Below are 16,244 nucleotides of genomic sequence, written 5' to 3'. Positions count from 1 at the left end.
ATAAAAGTCGGAGGCCATCGGTCATTAGTTAGAAATTAATGACTGATGACCTCATCCCAAGAGGGTGACAAACCCCTCACACCAGGAGTCGAAAGCCAAGAAGTTTCGACGTTAGTTAGAACCCCCTGATTCATCTGTAGAATCAATCGAAAATCTCACACCTCAAATTGACTGACTGATGGCTACAGTGCCATACTTTCCAAGAGCCGCCAGTTATTGTTGTTCATAATTGAACGACTCACTAGCTCGAACATTTGACGGCAGTGGTTGTTGGTTTGCAGTGGCAGTTCTTCGTTTTTAATCACGAAGTTCATGCGAACCTCTGAGTCGCTAGCCGTGTTTTTCTCAATTAGGACTTCTGCGGTGACAAGTTTGGCAATCGAAACTTGACCTGGGAGCTCGCGAGCCATGACGGAATCTCCTGTATTGTAGATAATATCAAGATTGCATGACTCTAAAATTTCAATCAGGGACTGACGGAGACGGTCGATGGGAACGGCAACGATAAAAAAACCAGTATAGCGAGCCATAAAAAACTCCAGCCGTGAGGCATTTAGACTTTATTATCATACCGAACCTAGAACCGATGAACAGAACAATATGGATTTATTTTATTCAGGTGGAAAGTTAGGGCAATGAAGGGCAAACTTATCGTGTTTGAGGGGGTTGAAGGTGCGGGTAAAACTACGCAAATGCAGCGGTTGATACAGTTCCTGCAAGCAAGTTGCTGTCTGAGAGTCCGCTTGGTGGCTACTCGCGAACCGGGGGGTACTGAGCTGGGAAGGGGACTGCGACATTTGCTGCTGAAACAAGATGGGGGCGAATCTGTATCCGATCGAGCAGAATTACTCATGTACGCTGCCGATCGCGCTCAACACGTCGAAACTTTTCTCCAACCCGAGTTATCGAAAGGAACGATTGTTTTATGCGATCGCTTTACTGATTCTACGATTGCTTATCAGGGCTACGGCCGCGGTCTTAACTTAAATTTAATTAAGCAGTTGAATGACATTGCCACCGGCGGCTTGGAAAGCGATCTGACTTTGTGGCTGGATATTAATGTGGAAGCGGGTTTGGCTAGGGTAAGGGCCCGGGGAGGGTGCGATCGGATCGAGCAAGCCGATTTGAAGTTTCACCGCCTTGTGCAGCAAGGTTTTGCGGAGTTAGCCGAGGAAAATAAATCTCGAATTGTCCGGATAAATGCCGATCGCCCTGAATATGAAGTCGCTCAGGAAATTCAAGCTATTGTAACTAGCAGGTTAGAAGCTTGGGGATATTTAAATAATACCAATTCTGAAAAATAGCGCTAGATAATGTGTAGAGACACGGCAATGCTGTGTGCGGCTCCGGCAACTTACAATTTACGTTCTTAACTCAAAACAATTATTTAGCAGTCCATTAAACCACAATAACCTTTTGGTCTTATAGCAACCACCCCCGACGGTTAAGATGTTCTTAATTGCTGAAACCCTAGATTTTCTTCCTTCATCCTTCATCCTTCATCCTCATATCCGTTACATCCGTTACATCCGTTACATAATCCGTTGCCGAACTTTCTTCTTCCTGAGCAAACATGAATTATTTCACATCATTAATCGGACAAGAGCGAGCAGTAGAATTGCTAACACAAGCAGTCGAGCGCAACCGAATTGCTCCTGGTTATTTATTTGTCGGCTCTAACGGCATCGGCAAAAGTTTAGCGGCTCAGTCTTTCATCGAGCTTTTATTCTCAGCCAATCTTCCTGAAACCAGACTAATAGCCTCCGTGCAAAATCGCGTGCAGCAGCGCAATCATCCAGACTTACTTTGGGTAGAACCAACTTACATGAACCAAGGTAAACGGCTTACGCCAAAGGAAGCAGAGGAAGCCGGTTTAAAGCGGAAAGCCCCACCACAAATTCGTTTAGAACAAGTTCGAGAAATCGGTGATTTTCTCAGCCGGCCGCCGCTAGAAGCTGCGCGTTCAGTCGTAGTGTTGGAACAAGCAGAAACAATGGGTGAGGGAGCCGCTAACGGTTTGTTGAAGACATTGGAAGAACCGGGAAAAGCAGCCTTAATTTTAATTGCTCCAACTGTGGAAGGTTTGCTGCAAACTTTAATTTCCCGTTGTCAAAAAATCCAGTTTTCTCGGCTGAATCCCGAAGCAATGGCACAAGTTTTGCAGCAAGCCGGATTCGCAGAGATTTTATCCCATCCCGAGGTACTGGGGATGGCTCAAGGCAGTCCTGGCGAGGCAATTGCTATTTGGCAGCAACTGCAATCAATACCCGATGATTTGCTGCAAAAGGTGAAGCAGTTGCCTCAAAATCTGCGGTCTGCTTTGGAATTGGCCAAGGAAATTGATAAAACTTTAGATACTGAATCTCAGTTGTGGTTAATCGATTATTTACAGCACTGTTACTGGCAACAATTTTTGGCCGGAGGAATTAGTCGATCGCCCTTAGAACCCTTGGAGAAAGCACGACAATATTTGCTAAACTACGTACAGCCGCGATTAGTTTGGGAATGCACACTAATGGGAATATGTCAAGCATAATTTATTGCCAAGTTTGAGCGCAATACGATGAATAACACCATGGAAAAAGCCACATTTGCCGCCGGTTGTTTTTGGGGAGTTGAACACAAGTTTCGCGCCGTTGTGGGTGTCGTCTCGACTGCTGCGGGCTACACCGGAGGTCACTGGCCGAATCCCTGCTACCTAGATGTTTGCGCCAGAGTCACTGGTCACGCTGAATCAGTGCTGGTAGAGTACGATCGATCGCAGGTGAGTTACGAAGCACTGCTAGATGTATTCTGGAACTGTCACGATCCTACCCAAATCAATCGCCAAGGCCCCGACAGAGGCGAACAGTACAGGTCTGTGATTTTTTATCATAATTCCGAACAAGAAAAAGCCGCTCGCCTCTCCAAACAAAAATTGCAAATTTCCGGTAAATACAACAAAGATATTGCTACCGAAATCAAACCTGCTGCTGAATTTTATATGGCAGAGGATTACCACCAGCAATATATTGAGAAGAAGCGACATTCGTCAAAAGTTATTAGTTAACAAGTAGGCAGACGCGACCAAAAATAAAAGATATTAGGGGCGGCTAAGGCAATTATATACTAGCCACAGTTTATTATTAATGCAAAACCCGGGCTCCCCCAAGCTTTGTTTATTTCCACCTACTCAGTAATAAATCATTAGTGATGAGATAGTGTTTGGTAGGGGCAATCCCCGTGTGGTAAGCCGATGCGATGGGGAGGCGACACAAATCTCAGCTTTGACAATTGCCAAAAGAATATAGATGCGGGGCGGGGAATGCTAATCTGAAGAGGATTGATAGCGTTTTAAACAGATTGTTACGCCAGTCATAATTTTATAAAAATGCTGTATTAGTTGGGGACGTAACACCCAAATAATTTTGCAAGAAAGCCTAAATAAAGCTTGGGAATTTATGTTTAAATTAAATTGACGTAATCCCACTTTTGGCATTTAGGACGGTAGTCATTAGTCAGCAATTAGTAGCCCTTAGTCCGATGACAAAACAAAAAGGAAATAATATCTAGTTTGGCAGTCTCGCCTGTTTATTTGCTAAGCTAGAGGTGGCGCTCTGTTATCACGAAACATTAGATTTATGCACAGGTTATTAACTGGAAAATTGCGGGTAGAGTATTTAACAATACCCATCGCCAATCTTCCAGCAAATCTATCCGGTACTAAAATTGTACAGCTTACTGACTTTCACTATGACGGGGTGCGACTGTCGGAATGGTTGCTAGAAGAGGCGATTGCAGCAGCCAATGAAGCCGAACCAGACCTGATTTTTTTAACTGGTGACTTTATTAGCTATGACCCCGCACCTATTTACGGCTTAGTGCAGCGATTGAAAAACTTGCAAAGTCGGGTGGGAATTTACGCGGTTTTGGGCAATCACGACCACTATTGGCCGGAGGCAAAAAGAGAGGTTACTAAGGCTTTAAATAGCGTCGAAATTCGGGTTTTGTACAACGAAGCAGTCTATCCTTTGGGGTCAGAATTGGCTTTAGTTGGTATGGCAGATTTTTGGTCGGGCGATTTTGCGCCTAAACCTGTAATGGCATCAATAAATCCCGCGATTCCTCGGATTGTTTTGTCTCACAATCCCGATACTGCGGAAAAACTGCAAAATTGGCGGATTGATTTGCAGTTGTCTGGGCACACTCACGGCGGTCAAATCGTTATTCCCGGTATCGGCCCTTTGTACGCTTGGGTCAGAAAAATTGGCTATTGGATTCCTCAACCAATCCGAAAGTTCATTCCTTTTATGTCGGCTTGGGATCGAGTAGTTACTCACTGGGAATGGGCTAGCGGTTTGCATCAGGTTGGGAGTAATTTGCTGTACGTGAATCGCGGTTTGGGAACTTATGCGCCGGGAAGGCTATTTTGTCCGCCGGAGGTGACAGTAATTACTTTAGTTTCTCAACATCCGTAAGGGCGGGTTTAGGGTGCACACTTTCCCGATAATAGACAATATAGCAGAGGGAAAAAGGAAGTTGGGCAACGGATTCGCTCCACCGATGTAACGGATGTAATGGATGTCAGGAAGAGGGAAGTTCGGCAACGGATTGTGTAACGGATGTAATGGATGTCAGGAAGAGGGAAGAGGGAAGAGGGAAGAGGGATTTTTGTACAATTGCTATTATTTTTAATTGGCTTCTCCAAAGCGATAGCCTCTGCCGTAGACTGTGTGGATTAGCACAGATTCGCCCGGTGCTTCTATTTTGCGCCGCAGCAGGCGAATTTGAGCGGCTAATACATTGCTGCTGGGTTTTTCTGCTTCACTCCACAAATACTGGTGGATTTGTTCGTGTGTTAGCAATTGACCAGGATGGCGCATTAAGTATTCTAACAACTGACATTCTTTTTCTGATAAATCAATTGTACGATCGCCGCGATAAGCTAATTGATTGTCGTAGTCTAGCTGTAAATCTGCCACTTGCAGCCGCCCGACAGCAACCTCGGCATCAAAAGTAGGAGGCCGCCGCAATAATGCGCGGACTCGGGCTAGGAGTTCTCGCAGTTCAAAAGGTTTGACTAAATAGTCGTCTGCACCGGCGTCGAGTCCTTGTACGCGATCGTCTACGGTATCTTTGGCGGTGAGAAATAGCACTGGCGTACTCCGTCCTTGCGATCGCAACTTCTGGCAAATTGTCAGTCCAGTTTGTCTCGGCAGCATCCAATCCAAAATTAGCAAATCGTAATTGCCCTGCATGGCTAAATTGCTGCCAATTTCTCCGTCAAATGCCACATCAACTGTATAACCTTCGCGGCTTAAAACTCGACTCAAAGGGTCAGTTAACTCAACTTCATCATCAACTAAAAGAATCCGCATCCTGATTTCATATTTGAGGCTTAAAATTTGAGATTTTAAGTTAAGTAAACTGATTTTTCCTAGATTTTAATGTGGGCAATACTTTCCGATTCGCTGCAAGCTGCTGCTACCCATTCCTGGATGGCCGGCAAGGCCAAAATCGCATCCGCATAAGCTTTTGCTACTGAATCTAATTTGACTCCGTAGGTGACAAAACGCATCACAACTGGGGCAAACATAGCGTCAACCACTGTGAATTTTCCGAACAGCATATTGCCACCTGTCCCGAATTGTTGGCGGCATTCGCGCCAAATGGAAAAGATGCGATCGATCTCTGCTTCTACACCGGGAGTCATCCCTTCTCCCGGATAGCGGTTGCGGCAGTCCATCGGCATATTTTCGCGCAAATTTTGGAACCCCGCGTGCATTTCGGCGGCAATAGAACGGGCGATCGCCCGTTCCGCTACATCCGCCGGCCACAAATCATTTGCAAAGCGATCGGCAACGTATTCGCAAATTGCTAAAGATTCCCACACTTTCAGATCGCCGTCGATTAAAACTGGCACTTTTCCCGAAGGAGAATAGCGCCGAATTTCTTCATGGGTTGTCGGCCAGTCTAAGGGGATTCTCACCTCGGAAAATTTTAGTCCAGCTTGTTTCATTGTCAACCAAGCACGCAGCGACCAAGAGGAATAATTTTTGTTGCCAATAACAAGTGTCAATTCGGTCATAATTTAGCTGTCAGCTATTTGCAATCGCCGGTTAAATTTTAAGTTTGAGAGTTGAATACACTGCTAGGGGCGTGATACTGAATGGCGCTCCTCTTCGAGGGCTTCGCTAACAGGCGATCGTCCAGTTCTGTGCACCAGCCTCTGCAAGCATTTTACATTAACAGCCTCCCAGCGTTCCGCGTTTTTCTGCAAACAGCGATCTGGCGGCGTCATCGAACACGCTTGAGTTCACATCCACTGAGGTCTTTCGGGTTATGGCGTGTTTAGGGGTAGGTACGGCTACTGTATAGTCCATTTCCTCGGCCTCTACACCGCCGCCTGAGAGGATTTCATCTACTGTAATTTTCAGGTAATCCGGGTCTACACTGGGAAATTCTCCGTCAAATTCTTGACTGTCAAACTCTCGATCGTTTTCCATACTGACCGCCCTTTAAAAAAGTGACTTAATATAATATATACCCAAACAAAGGAGCGAGCAATACCATAAATTTATTTTTTGCTATGAACTCTATGTGTTATTCTGAGTTGGGCAAAAGCTGTTTATGCTTGTGCCGCGATCGTCCCCTTGCCAAATTAAGCAATTTAGACTCTAAAAATTGACATGATTACTGTTGCACTTCCCAAAGGCGGATTATTAGGAGATAGCATTCGGCTGTTTAAATCGGTTGGATTAGACTTCAGTGCTTTTCTCGATTCCTCTAACCGACAGCTTCAAATTTATGACCCTACTGGCACTGCAAAAGCTTTGCTAGTAAGGACCCACGACGTGCCGGTTTATGTGGAATACGGTCAAGCTGATCTGGGGATTGCTGGCTATGATGTTTTGCGGGAAAAAAAGCCGAAAGTTGCCAATTTAATTGATTTAAAATTTGGCAAGTGTCGGCTGTCGGTGGCAGTGAAAGAATCTAGTTCTTACAAGCGAACGGTGGATTTGCCTCCTCACGGTAGAGTTGCTTCTAAGTTCGTACACTGTGCAAGGGAATATTTTCACAATTTGAATTTGCCGGTGGAAATTGTGCCACTTTACGGTTCTGTGGAGTTGGGGCCGATTACGGGTATGTCGGAGGCTATTGTGGATTTGGTTTCGACTGGCAAAACTTTGCGGGAAAATGGTTTGGTAGAAATTGATGTTTTGTTTGAAAGTTCGGCTTATTTGATCGGTCATCCTTTGAGTTACCGTTTGAATACCGGAGGTGTGAATGAGTTGATCGGGAAGTTGAGAGAGCAAGTTTTGACGACAGTTTGATGCCAACTCTAATTAGAGTAGACTTATTGGATAAATCTTTCATTGATAGGGAAACCACAAACACAACGCAGGATAGTTAGCTACTTTTATAATAGGTCTAAACTATTGTAGGGTGGGCTTGTAGCCCGCCCAACAAGTTAAATCTTTATGAACTGCTATTTCCCGGTATAAAACCTAGTTTTTCCTGGCAGCGATTTATATAAAAACGGACAACTGTATCCGCAGGGTTTTGTTCGATTAGTTGCTGAAAATATCCCAAGGCGGCGACAATTTTTTCGGATTGCCATCCTTGAATTCCTTTGTCAAATAAACCCTGGGTAAGCTGCTTTGCTTCAGAGTCGGGACAGGAGGCGGCCCAGATTTCGTAGATTTCTATAGCTTGCTGCTTGCCACGCGGGGTTACTCGATCGATCCAGCGATAGTAATAATTGTTGCTTGGCGAATAGCTGCCTGCCGCAGTCGCCCCAGAAGTAGAAATAATACTCTCCTGTGTTTCCACTTCCAAGTCGCACTTTAATAATAGACTTTCTTTTGAGTGTGAGTTCAGACTTATGCCATTTAGAAATTCTCTTGCATGAACGATCGCATTTTCGCTAACAATAATTTGGCAACCGTATATTTTAGTTAAATTTTCTAACCGAGAAGCTGTATTTACCACATCGCCGATGACTGTAGAGTCCATGCGGCGATCGGAACCCAAAGTGCCGATCATGCCGATACCTGTGTTAATTCCCGTACCAATATTGAGGGGAGATTCTAAATTGTACTTGTGGCGACTGGCATTAAATTCTTGCAAAGTTTCTTGCATTGCTACTGCGGCTTCGATCGCATCCATAGCGTGAGAATTCGGCTTGTCAAATACTGCCATGATTGCATCGCCTAGGTATTTATCAATAAACCCAGCGTGAGACGTTATGCAATCGTTCATTTTAGTGAAAAAAGCGTTCAACCATTCAAAAGTCTCGCGAGCTTCTTGAGATTCTGCGATGGCAGTAAACCCGCGAATGTCGCAAAATAAAATAGTCAGCTCTTCTTCTGTGACATTGCCCAACTGAATAGATTCTATTCCTTGCGGTGCAATCCGTCCAAGAATTTGCTCAGGCACAAATAGCTGAAATTTTTGGGCAAGATATTCGTTGGCTTCCCAAGCTGCGGCGATTTGGCGTTTGCTTTGCTCTCTGACTTGCTGGTGGAATTGGGAAGATACAGCTTGCGATCGCATTTGACTCAACTGCAAAATATTTTCAACTTTCGCCAGCAACAAGCGGCTGTTAAAAGGCTTGGTCAAATAATCATCGGCCATCATTTCTAGCCCTTTGATGCGAGAGGTATCGTCATCGAGGGCAGTCAAAAAAATCACCGGTACAGTTTGCAATGCCGTATCCTTCCGCAGGCGATCGCACACATCAAAACCGTCCATCTCGGGCATCATAATATCTAGTAAAATTAAATCGGGTCGAGATGCGCGGGCGAGGGAGAGCGCTTCATCGCCAGATAGCGCTGATACTGTGGTGTATCCTTTCATGTGCAATAACTCTTCCAGTAAAATCAGATTAGCTGGCTCGTCATCAACCAACATGATGCAGGGCGACTTGTTTGACATGGAATATGATAGGTAAAGTTTGGCCACCGATCGGCAAGGACGAAGGATTTAGCTATTTAGCTACGATTGACGCACGATCGCCTAGAAATCGGATTTTTTCCGAAAATACTGCATGCAGACTTTTAATCGGGGTAAAAAACTCGGTTTCTTTAGTCTAATAGCGTCCAGAACTGATTGTGCTGTATTCTTGACCCTTTCCCCTCGTTCCTGAAAAGAGATGCCCCCGATCGCCGTAATAGTTGAGTTAGGTTAATAGAAGTTGATTTTACATTCAATCTAAACTTTCTCTACTATTGAGTTTAGCGTTTCGCGTCATAAAATGTAATAAATTACACCTCTGTGGCAGTGAACCCAGCATTAGTGGCAGTTGGAAAAGTAGGAGGCCCAGCAGTGGCAAATACAATAGTGCGATCGAAGACAGCCTCACGTAGGGCTGTTTTCCTTTTCCCTAATAGTCCTGGACGCACGGGTGGCCAGAAACCGGGTTTTTTTACGCAAATCCTCGGCTGTAGTCCGCAGATTAGGTAAAAAACCCGGTTTCTTTGTCGGGGGTGCGTAAGTTCTGCCTAAAAAAACCGATTCCTATGATCGGTTATCAGTCATGAGGTGTCAAATCAGTGTGATCGGGCAAAGCAAACACAACTTTCAATCGGATATTGGGGACTCGCTGGCGACACAACTGAAGATGTCCGTCAGCGTCCGATCGATTGCGGTATCGCCCGACAATCGCCCATTGCAAATTGGGAAGCAAACGGGCAACCGCCCAAGGCTTGAGGCACTCTTTGTAAGTCATAATGGTTTTATCTCCATTGCATAAGGGAGCCAGAGCCAGCGCGGACACTTGGTAGGTAGAGGCGCTGGCTTTTGACTTGATTATTCATTTTATAGCGCTAGCGCATATATGTCAACGTATATACTTAAGTACATAGGTGTGAAAGTTCTAGTTCTGACACTGAAATACTCATAAGCTAATGGGTATGTATCGAGTAAAAGTTAGAGTCAAAGAGCTTTGCGAAGAGCGGAACTGGAGCCTTAACGAACTAAGCAGACGTTCTGGTGTCACATACACTACCGTTCGCCGTTATGCAATGCAGCCAATGGCGAAGATAGAAATAGACCCAGTTAGTCGGATTAAGGAAACGTTTGGCTGTTCTTGGGATGAGTTGTTGGAATTGCTTGGAGATAATTCTTTTGAGGAGTGAGTGCGATCGCTGTTGCATTTTTATAGGAGGGATGAGGCGTGCGATCGCTATCTGGACGATTGCTTTGAGCGTGGAAATGAAATTAATGTTAATTTTTTCAGCTTCTTGCTGAAATTGTGATGTCTACTAAGCGCCAATGTGTGGATGATTTATCTGATGAGTACGCTGTAATGCTTGCACAAATAAGAAAATAGCTAACCCTGTTATGAGGTGTGTGATATCATACTTGTATGAGAGAAAGAGAAGTAGCGTCTAACTATTAGCTCAATGGCTGTAATTAGAGTTAACTATTCATAGTGAAAATAGAGATATTATGAGCATTACTCCAAAAGGTATAAGTGTCTTAGAGTTGTACCGACTTTATAGAACGCAAAAGTTAATCGTCAACCGTAGATATCAACGCAAGCTTGTATGGACAAAAGCGGAAAAGGCTTGTCTCATAGAGAGTTTATTACTGAATTATCCAATTCCATTGATTTTACTTGGAGAAGTCAAAAGTAGTGATGGAGAAGATATATATGAAATAATTGATGGAATGCAGAGACTTAATGCAATATTCAGTTTTATTGAAAATCAGTTTACCGTTCAAGAAAAATATTTTGATTTAACTAACCATCCCTTGGCCCATCAGTTATGTCAAAAAGGCGAATTTAAAGCTGTATACCCTGAAAACAAGCCTCCAACTTTTTTTGATGCTGATAAGTGTGCTAAGTTTTTAGAATATTCCCTCGCGGTCACAAGTTATAGAGCAAATTCGATTACAGAAATTGAAGATATCTTTAACCGAATTAACTCCAATGGTAAACATTTATCAGCTCAAGAAGTAAGACAGGCAGGAGTGACAACAGAATTTTCAGGATTAGTGAGACAACTTGCTTCTGAAATTCGTGGTGATGTCTCCAAGGAAGAACTGCCACTCACGGATATGCCCGAAATTAGTATTGATGCTAAATCCATCGATCTAGGCTATGGAGTGCTTGCGGAAGATACATTTTGGTGTCATCAAGGCGTTTTACGTGTTTCTGGTTTACGGGACAGCGAGGATGAGCAGCTAATAGCAGACATAATACTCTCTGTAGCATTGGGAAAGCCTTTTGCAGCTAGTAAAGAAAACTTCGACTCTTACTATGGAAAAGGTGAAGATAATAATTTAGATGAAATCCAACTAGGAATTGCTAAATATGGAGCAGACAATCTGACACAAGATATTAAAATGGTTCTATCCCACATCAAAAATGCAATTAAGGCGTCAGCATTAGATAATGAAAAGAACTTTTTAAGAAATAAATTGAGCCGTAGGTCAGGAGTAGGAAATCCCGTAAAAGAACCTTTTTATACGTTGTTTATGACCTTTTACGATCTTATTATAAAAAACTCACAAGAGCCATTTGACTATGAGCAAATTTTTAAGGCTGTATCGGGCTTGATTACAAAGATTAAAACGAGTCCAACTACCACAATAGAAAATAGAATTAAAAACATAAATCTTACTAAAGGCTTGGTGCAAAATTATTTTAAACCATCAAATAGTTCGACTCGTAGTAGTGGGTCATATGCTGTAGATTTTGAAGTTTACTTGAGACGATCAAAAACTGAGGCTCCTAATTATGATTTTAAACAAGGGCTTTATAGTTTAGACGAAAAGAATAGAAAATTTGATGATAAAAATTTTGATAAAATTCTACAAAATATTGCTGCAATGGCAAACTTAGGCAAAGGACAGAAAGGGTACATATTTATCGGCGTGTCTGACAAAGAAAAAGATACTCAACTTATTGAAAGTTTAGACAATATTGTAGCCCCTCGGTTTTACTCATTTGGTATCGTGGGTTTAGAGAGAGAAGCATCTCTTAAAAAAACTGACATTGATGATTACGGTCTTTTCATTACTAGAAAAATTCGTGATTCACAATTACCTGAATGGTTAAAAACAGCGGTTAATACAAAGGTAACTCCCATCACATATATGGATCACACAGTATTAATGATTGAGGTAAGGGCTGGTGATGAGCCAGTATGGTATGGAGGTAAGCTGTATATCCGTGATGGACATGAAAAGAAATCGCAAGATGTACCGCAAGAAGTAGCTGGTGAGCAGATAGCAGCAGTTTACAATCTCTTCAAGTAATATAGACGCGATCGCCCTCACCCTCATCAAATCAATACACTTGGAAGCGATCGCCCTCCGAGACATTACAGAGTGCGATCGCTTAATTGAACAAAAACAACCCCGGATCGACGTGAAAAAACCTCCCCAAAGCCTCAGCTTGTTTCTTGCTGATTTCTAGCCGATCGTTAATTACCTCAACTACCGCCTCACTTGAACCCATAATTTCTACTAAATCCTCTGCTTCTAGACTCCGAGCATCCATCAAATGCAGCAGCCTTGACTTTGGCGTTGATGTATTAAGTTGATAGTGCCGGTCTTCAAAATCCTCAATCAGTTTTACCAGCAGTTCCAACAGCGCATCTTCTTCTGGAGTCAGATTTGGACGTGAGAGTAATTCTTCAACAATTTCCAAAAATATCTCGTTTTCCTCTTCAGTTTTGATAATTCGAGGCTGATATTGAGAGAGCAAGCTACTGTAAATTTTTAGGTCAAAAGTAATAGTCATTTTTCCAGGTTTCCTTATCATACTCGGCGTGAGTGAAAACGTATTTTACATAAATAATTTGCTTCTCATTCGGCTAGTTGGATCGCAGTGCAAGATCCGATCATGTGAAAACGTATTTTACATAAATAATTTGCTTCTCATGGTTAATACTCGCGATTAAGCGATATTTATTTCCTTTGATATTAAAAACTGTAAAATTTCCAACTGCTTCAGCTTTGAGATAAACAGCTTGAACTTCAACAAGATTAGTCCAGGCTGCTTTAGTGGCAATTTTATACCAGTCATCAAGCGCTTCGCAGGAATCAGCGTGACTTTGGCAGTAGTCTCTTAATTTTTTCCGACTGATAACGTGCATTTAGCTATCATTATGATATTTTCTAGATGTCTGAATCGCGTCATTATCTATTATATAGCGCGTCTAAATCATTTCAAGCAAATTTTTATTGGCACTTTGATGGACAAGCTTTTCTCATCCCGCGCAAGCTAAGAGTTACTTTGAGAAGCTTTGTATAAATGCTGTTTAAGTGAGAAAAGAACGGACAGTAGCGATCGTCAAATTCAGATCCAGCGGCTTGCTCAAATAACCAGAAGCGCCAGCTTCCAAACATCGATCGCGATCACCGGGCATCGCCATCGCCGTCACTGCAATCATCGGTACCGACTCCCAGACAGGATCTGCTTTAACTCGACGCATCAACTCAAAGCCGTCAACATCCGGCAACTGAATGTCCATCAAAATCAAATCCGGCAGCAACTGCGGGGCAGCAGAGGCGGCGAGAATACGATCGACCATCGCCTTCCCATCCGCGAGTACCTCTACCCCGTACCCCTCCAATTCCATCACCTCAGAAATTAACATTTGGTTAAAAGGCTGGTCTTCGACAACTAAAATCCGCTTGTTGCCAATTGGTAAAGCAATAGCAGAAGCAGGAACTAACTTGGAATCCAACGCACAAGAAGCAAAATTTCCCAACTCTTGACGCATCTCCGTCAAAGGCAGCCAAACGCGGAAAAGACTTCCCCGATCACAAACAGATTGAAAAGAAACAGTCCCCCCGTGCAATTCTGCCAGTCGCTTAGTCAAAGCCAAACCCAAACCTGTACCTTCGTGCCGCCTAGTGAGGGAAGAATCCACCTGTTGAAAAGGTCGAAATAGCAAGTGCCAGCGGTCTTGAGGAATGCCGATGCCGGAGTCTTTTACCTCAAAACAAAAATAAGGAGTGCTGGCATTTACAGGAGAACAATCGGGCCGGTAGTCGCCCTCTATTTCGCTGCCGTAGGCCAAACGCCCGATGAGTTTAACTTGTCCCTGTTCTGGGGTAAATTTGATGGCATTGGAAAGTAAATTAATCACAATTTGTCGTACTCGCCGTTCGTCGAGCCAAACTTTAGTAATTCGATAGTCGAGTTCTAAAGACAAAGCTATCCGCTTTTTGTCGGCGCGGGGCTGCATCATTTTCAGACAGTCTGTGGCGAGTTCGTGAACGCGCACCGGCTGTAAATTGAGTTCTACTTTACCCGCTTCAATTTTAGAAAGGTCGAGAATATCGTTGATTAGCTGCAACAAGTGCTGGCCGCTTTTTTCGATCAGTTCTGTATAGTTTAGTTGTCGATCGCTCAACTGTCCGGCTGTTTGCCGCAGCAGCAAGTCAGAAAAGCCGAGAATGCTGTTGAGAGGCGTCCGCAATTCGTGGGACATTGATGCTAAAAACTCAGATTTCAACTGAGAAGAATACTCTAATTGTTCGTTAACTTGGCGCAGGTTTTCTTGTGTCTGAGCCCGCTCGATCGCCGCCCCCAGAGTCCGGCAAGCAGCCTCCAGGACTTCTTGGTGGAGGGCGGTTTGCAGTTTTTTGACGTTGCGGGACTCCAGCGTCAGTACGCCAATAATTGTACCGTCGGTGGCTGCGATCGGAAAAATGCCCAGTTGTCCGATTCCCGGATGCCGAAATTCCGGCACGGCATTGGGATGTTGGGCATAATCCTCGACGAACAAAGGTTTTCCAGTTTTCACCACTTCCCACAGCAAACCTCTGCCGTAGGGAATACCTTTGTCGAGCAATTCTTGCATTCCTGCGGCAACCGGTTCCCCGTAAGTAGCCAAAAATTGACTAGAAACTTGGTTGGAAATCGCCGCCGCTTGTCGATCGTTTCCCTTGCCACTAATCACCTTGACATCTCCGAAAGCTGCATTCATTGCCTCTACCAGATAGGTGAGGGCAAACTGACCTATTTCTCGCAAACTGTCAGAGTTTTGCAGGCGTTCGGTTAAACCTAAAAGAAATCTCAGCCGTCTGACTTCTGCGTTCAAACTAGCTTGGGAGTTTTGGTATACCGTAACATCTCGAAAGGTAAACAGCCGTCCGCCACTGTTGGTAATAGTGGCACACACCTCCAAACAAACCGCATTGGATTGCTCGAAATAAAATGATAAACTTTGATCCTGAGATGTTTCCAGTGCTTGCTGAAACTCTTGCCACTGTTGAACAGACAAGTAACCCCGATCGACAATTTCCGCAAACAGCAAGTGGCACTTCGGCTTTGTTTCCAGCCATTCTGGGGACAGTTCCCAGATTCCCGCCAATTTTTTGTTAAACAAAACTAAGCAGTCAGACGAGTCGAACAAAGCGATCGCATTGTCTACTTGATTGAGAATTAGTTCTTGGTCTCCCCTCCACTCCTGCCAATCTATCTCCATTTTCTTTGTGTCTGTAGCTCTTAGTTTTGTTGTCATAACTTTCTACGGATATGGCAAGACTGCTTTGATCACCTTTTACTTAATGTGACATAATTTTAGGTTTTTTGGCAGTGAGGGCGATCGATCGGCTTTGTGATCTGAAACACTTGCTAATTTCTGAGGGCGATCGGAACGGCTTTTCGACTGCATCGGCTACACTGCTTAATCATGAGGTAATAAGGACGGAAAGCATCATGATAAAAGCAAAATCTTTTAATAACAATGCTGTCGAAGTTGATGGCATCTGACTTGAAACTATGGTGTCCAACCCTGTGCTACATTGACCCATCATAATAAAAACTAATTCCGCTGATAAGAAATTAGCATATAGCAATCCTAAATAATTTGTGAATTTCTTACTTTCTCCCTGCGGGTTCGGGGAGGGTTGGGGTGGGGTAAAAAAAATACGACTCCTGCAAGGATTGCTATATGTCAAATGCAATCATGACATTACCCTTAAATTTTATTAGCAATAACTTGGTTATTTGGATTAACTGCTCAAGCAAGTGTTGGATTCAAAAACATAAACATAAGGCGCGCCCTAAGCACCCGGAGACAGTGATATCAGTTTCAAAAAAGCAACTGTAGGCTCGTGATCCCAACCCATACACAATCAGTTATTCCCAATAATTTAATCTAAAATTGTGCGACTGAGCGGTCACGCCGAAGTCTAAAATCTACAATGGTATGAGTTATTACTGTAGTTTAGACTAACCAAAGATGAGAACGGTGGCAAAAGAAGAACTAGAGCCACCGTTAAGGAGAGAATGAGGG

General features: G+C 43.7%; 16 protein-coding genes. 7 read left to right on the top strand and 9 right to left on the bottom strand.

Going from position 1 to position 16,244, the window contains the following annotated elements:
* Nucleotides 1–182: 182 nt before the first annotated feature.
* Nucleotides 183–530, bottom strand: coding sequence for a hypothetical protein (locus QUA70_RS12920; RefSeq protein ID WP_190659999.1), 348 nt, complete (start codon nucleotides 528–530; stop codon nucleotides 183–185).
* A gap of 105 nt (nucleotides 531–635) precedes the next feature.
* Between QUA70_RS12920 and tmk the strand changes: the two genes are divergently transcribed.
* From tmk to QUA70_RS12900, 4 genes are all read left to right on the top strand, one after another.
* The gene (tmk, locus tag QUA70_RS12915; protein WP_333328291.1) at nucleotides 636–1,304 is read left to right on the top strand and encodes a dTMP kinase; all 669 of its coding nucleotides are present in this window, start codon (nucleotides 636–638) and stop codon (nucleotides 1,302–1,304) included.
* A 269-nt stretch (nucleotides 1,305–1,573) separates the two neighbouring features.
* Nucleotides 1,574–2,536 (top strand): DNA polymerase III subunit delta', encoded by a 963-nt coding sequence (locus QUA70_RS12910; RefSeq protein ID WP_333347539.1) that lies wholly within the window; start codon nucleotides 1,574–1,576, stop codon nucleotides 2,534–2,536.
* Between the two features lie 27 nt (nucleotides 2,537–2,563).
* Entirely contained in the window at nucleotides 2,564–3,049 is a 486-nt protein-coding gene (gene msrA, locus QUA70_RS12905) for a peptide-methionine (S)-S-oxide reductase MsrA (RefSeq protein WP_445251633.1), read from the top strand.
* A 571-nt stretch (nucleotides 3,050–3,620) separates the two neighbouring features.
* Nucleotides 3,621–4,457 carry a metallophosphoesterase gene (locus QUA70_RS12900; RefSeq protein WP_333347541.1) on the top strand — a complete coding sequence of 279 codons (837 nt, stop codon included), beginning with the start codon at nucleotides 3,621–3,623 and terminating at the stop codon, nucleotides 4,455–4,457.
* A gap of 213 nt (nucleotides 4,458–4,670) precedes the next feature.
* Here QUA70_RS12900 and rppA read toward each other — a convergent pair whose 3' ends face one another.
* The 3 genes from rppA to QUA70_RS12885 form a co-directional block, all read right to left on the bottom strand.
* Nucleotides 4,671–5,357, bottom strand: coding sequence for a two-component system response regulator RppA (rppA, locus tag QUA70_RS12895; protein ID WP_333328303.1), 687 nt, complete (start codon nucleotides 5,355–5,357; stop codon nucleotides 4,671–4,673).
* A gap of 59 nt (nucleotides 5,358–5,416) precedes the next feature.
* Nucleotides 5,417–6,067 carry a glutathione S-transferase family protein gene (locus QUA70_RS12890; protein WP_333347544.1) on the bottom strand — a complete coding sequence of 217 codons (651 nt, stop codon included), beginning with the start codon at nucleotides 6,065–6,067 and terminating at the stop codon, nucleotides 5,417–5,419.
* 157 nt (nucleotides 6,068–6,224) lie between these two features.
* Nucleotides 6,225–6,485: a hypothetical protein gene (locus QUA70_RS12885; protein WP_333328308.1), complete on the bottom strand. Its 261-nt coding sequence runs from the start codon at nucleotides 6,483–6,485 to the stop codon at nucleotides 6,225–6,227.
* A gap of 183 nt (nucleotides 6,486–6,668) precedes the next feature.
* On the opposite strand from QUA70_RS12885, the gene hisG reads away from it, so the two are divergent.
* Entirely contained in the window at nucleotides 6,669–7,313 is a 645-nt protein-coding gene (gene hisG, locus QUA70_RS12880) for an ATP phosphoribosyltransferase (RefSeq protein ID WP_333347547.1), read from the top strand.
* 145 nt (nucleotides 7,314–7,458) lie between these two features.
* Here hisG and QUA70_RS12875 read toward each other — a convergent pair whose 3' ends face one another.
* Together QUA70_RS12875 and QUA70_RS12870 are read right to left on the bottom strand one after the other, a co-directional pair.
* Complete coding sequence (locus QUA70_RS12875) at nucleotides 7,459–8,916, bottom strand: response regulator (protein WP_333347550.1); 1,458 nt, start codon at nucleotides 8,914–8,916, stop codon at nucleotides 7,459–7,461.
* A 595-nt stretch (nucleotides 8,917–9,511) separates the two neighbouring features.
* Nucleotides 9,512–9,709 (bottom strand): hypothetical protein, encoded by a 198-nt coding sequence (locus tag QUA70_RS12870; RefSeq protein WP_333328313.1) that lies wholly within the window; start codon nucleotides 9,707–9,709, stop codon nucleotides 9,512–9,514.
* A gap of 178 nt (nucleotides 9,710–9,887) precedes the next feature.
* Between QUA70_RS12870 and QUA70_RS12865 the strand changes: the two genes are divergently transcribed.
* On the top strand, nucleotides 9,888–10,118 hold the full coding sequence (locus QUA70_RS12865; protein ID WP_333328316.1) for a helix-turn-helix transcriptional regulator: 231 nt from the start codon (nucleotides 9,888–9,890) through the stop codon (nucleotides 10,116–10,118).
* Between the two features lie 313 nt (nucleotides 10,119–10,431).
* On the top strand, nucleotides 10,432–12,246 hold the full coding sequence (locus QUA70_RS12860; protein WP_333328319.1) for a GmrSD restriction endonuclease domain-containing protein: 1,815 nt from the start codon (nucleotides 10,432–10,434) through the stop codon (nucleotides 12,244–12,246).
* 82 nt (nucleotides 12,247–12,328) lie between these two features.
* Here QUA70_RS12860 and QUA70_RS12855 read toward each other — a convergent pair whose 3' ends face one another.
* From QUA70_RS12855 to QUA70_RS12845, 3 genes are all read right to left on the bottom strand, one after another.
* Entirely contained in the window at nucleotides 12,329–12,733 is a 405-nt protein-coding gene (locus QUA70_RS12855) for a transcriptional regulator (RefSeq protein WP_333347554.1), read from the bottom strand.
* 100 nt (nucleotides 12,734–12,833) lie between these two features.
* Nucleotides 12,834–13,088 carry a type II toxin-antitoxin system HigB family toxin gene (locus tag QUA70_RS12850; protein ID WP_333347557.1) on the bottom strand — a complete coding sequence of 85 codons (255 nt, stop codon included), beginning with the start codon at nucleotides 13,086–13,088 and terminating at the stop codon, nucleotides 12,834–12,836.
* 165 nt (nucleotides 13,089–13,253) lie between these two features.
* On the bottom strand, nucleotides 13,254–15,467 hold the full coding sequence (locus tag QUA70_RS12845; RefSeq protein WP_333347560.1) for an ATP-binding protein: 2,214 nt from the start codon (nucleotides 15,465–15,467) through the stop codon (nucleotides 13,254–13,256).
* Nucleotides 15,468–16,244 lie beyond the last annotated feature (777 nt).

Origin of the sequence: Microcoleus sp. LAD1_D5 (assembly GCF_036702115.1) — a bacterium.
Classification (GTDB): domain Bacteria; phylum Cyanobacteriota; class Cyanobacteriia; order Cyanobacteriales; family Microcoleaceae; genus Microcoleus.
The sequence above is the reverse complement of the archived record's forward strand: the minus strand, read 5'-3'. Positions and strand labels throughout refer to the sequence as shown.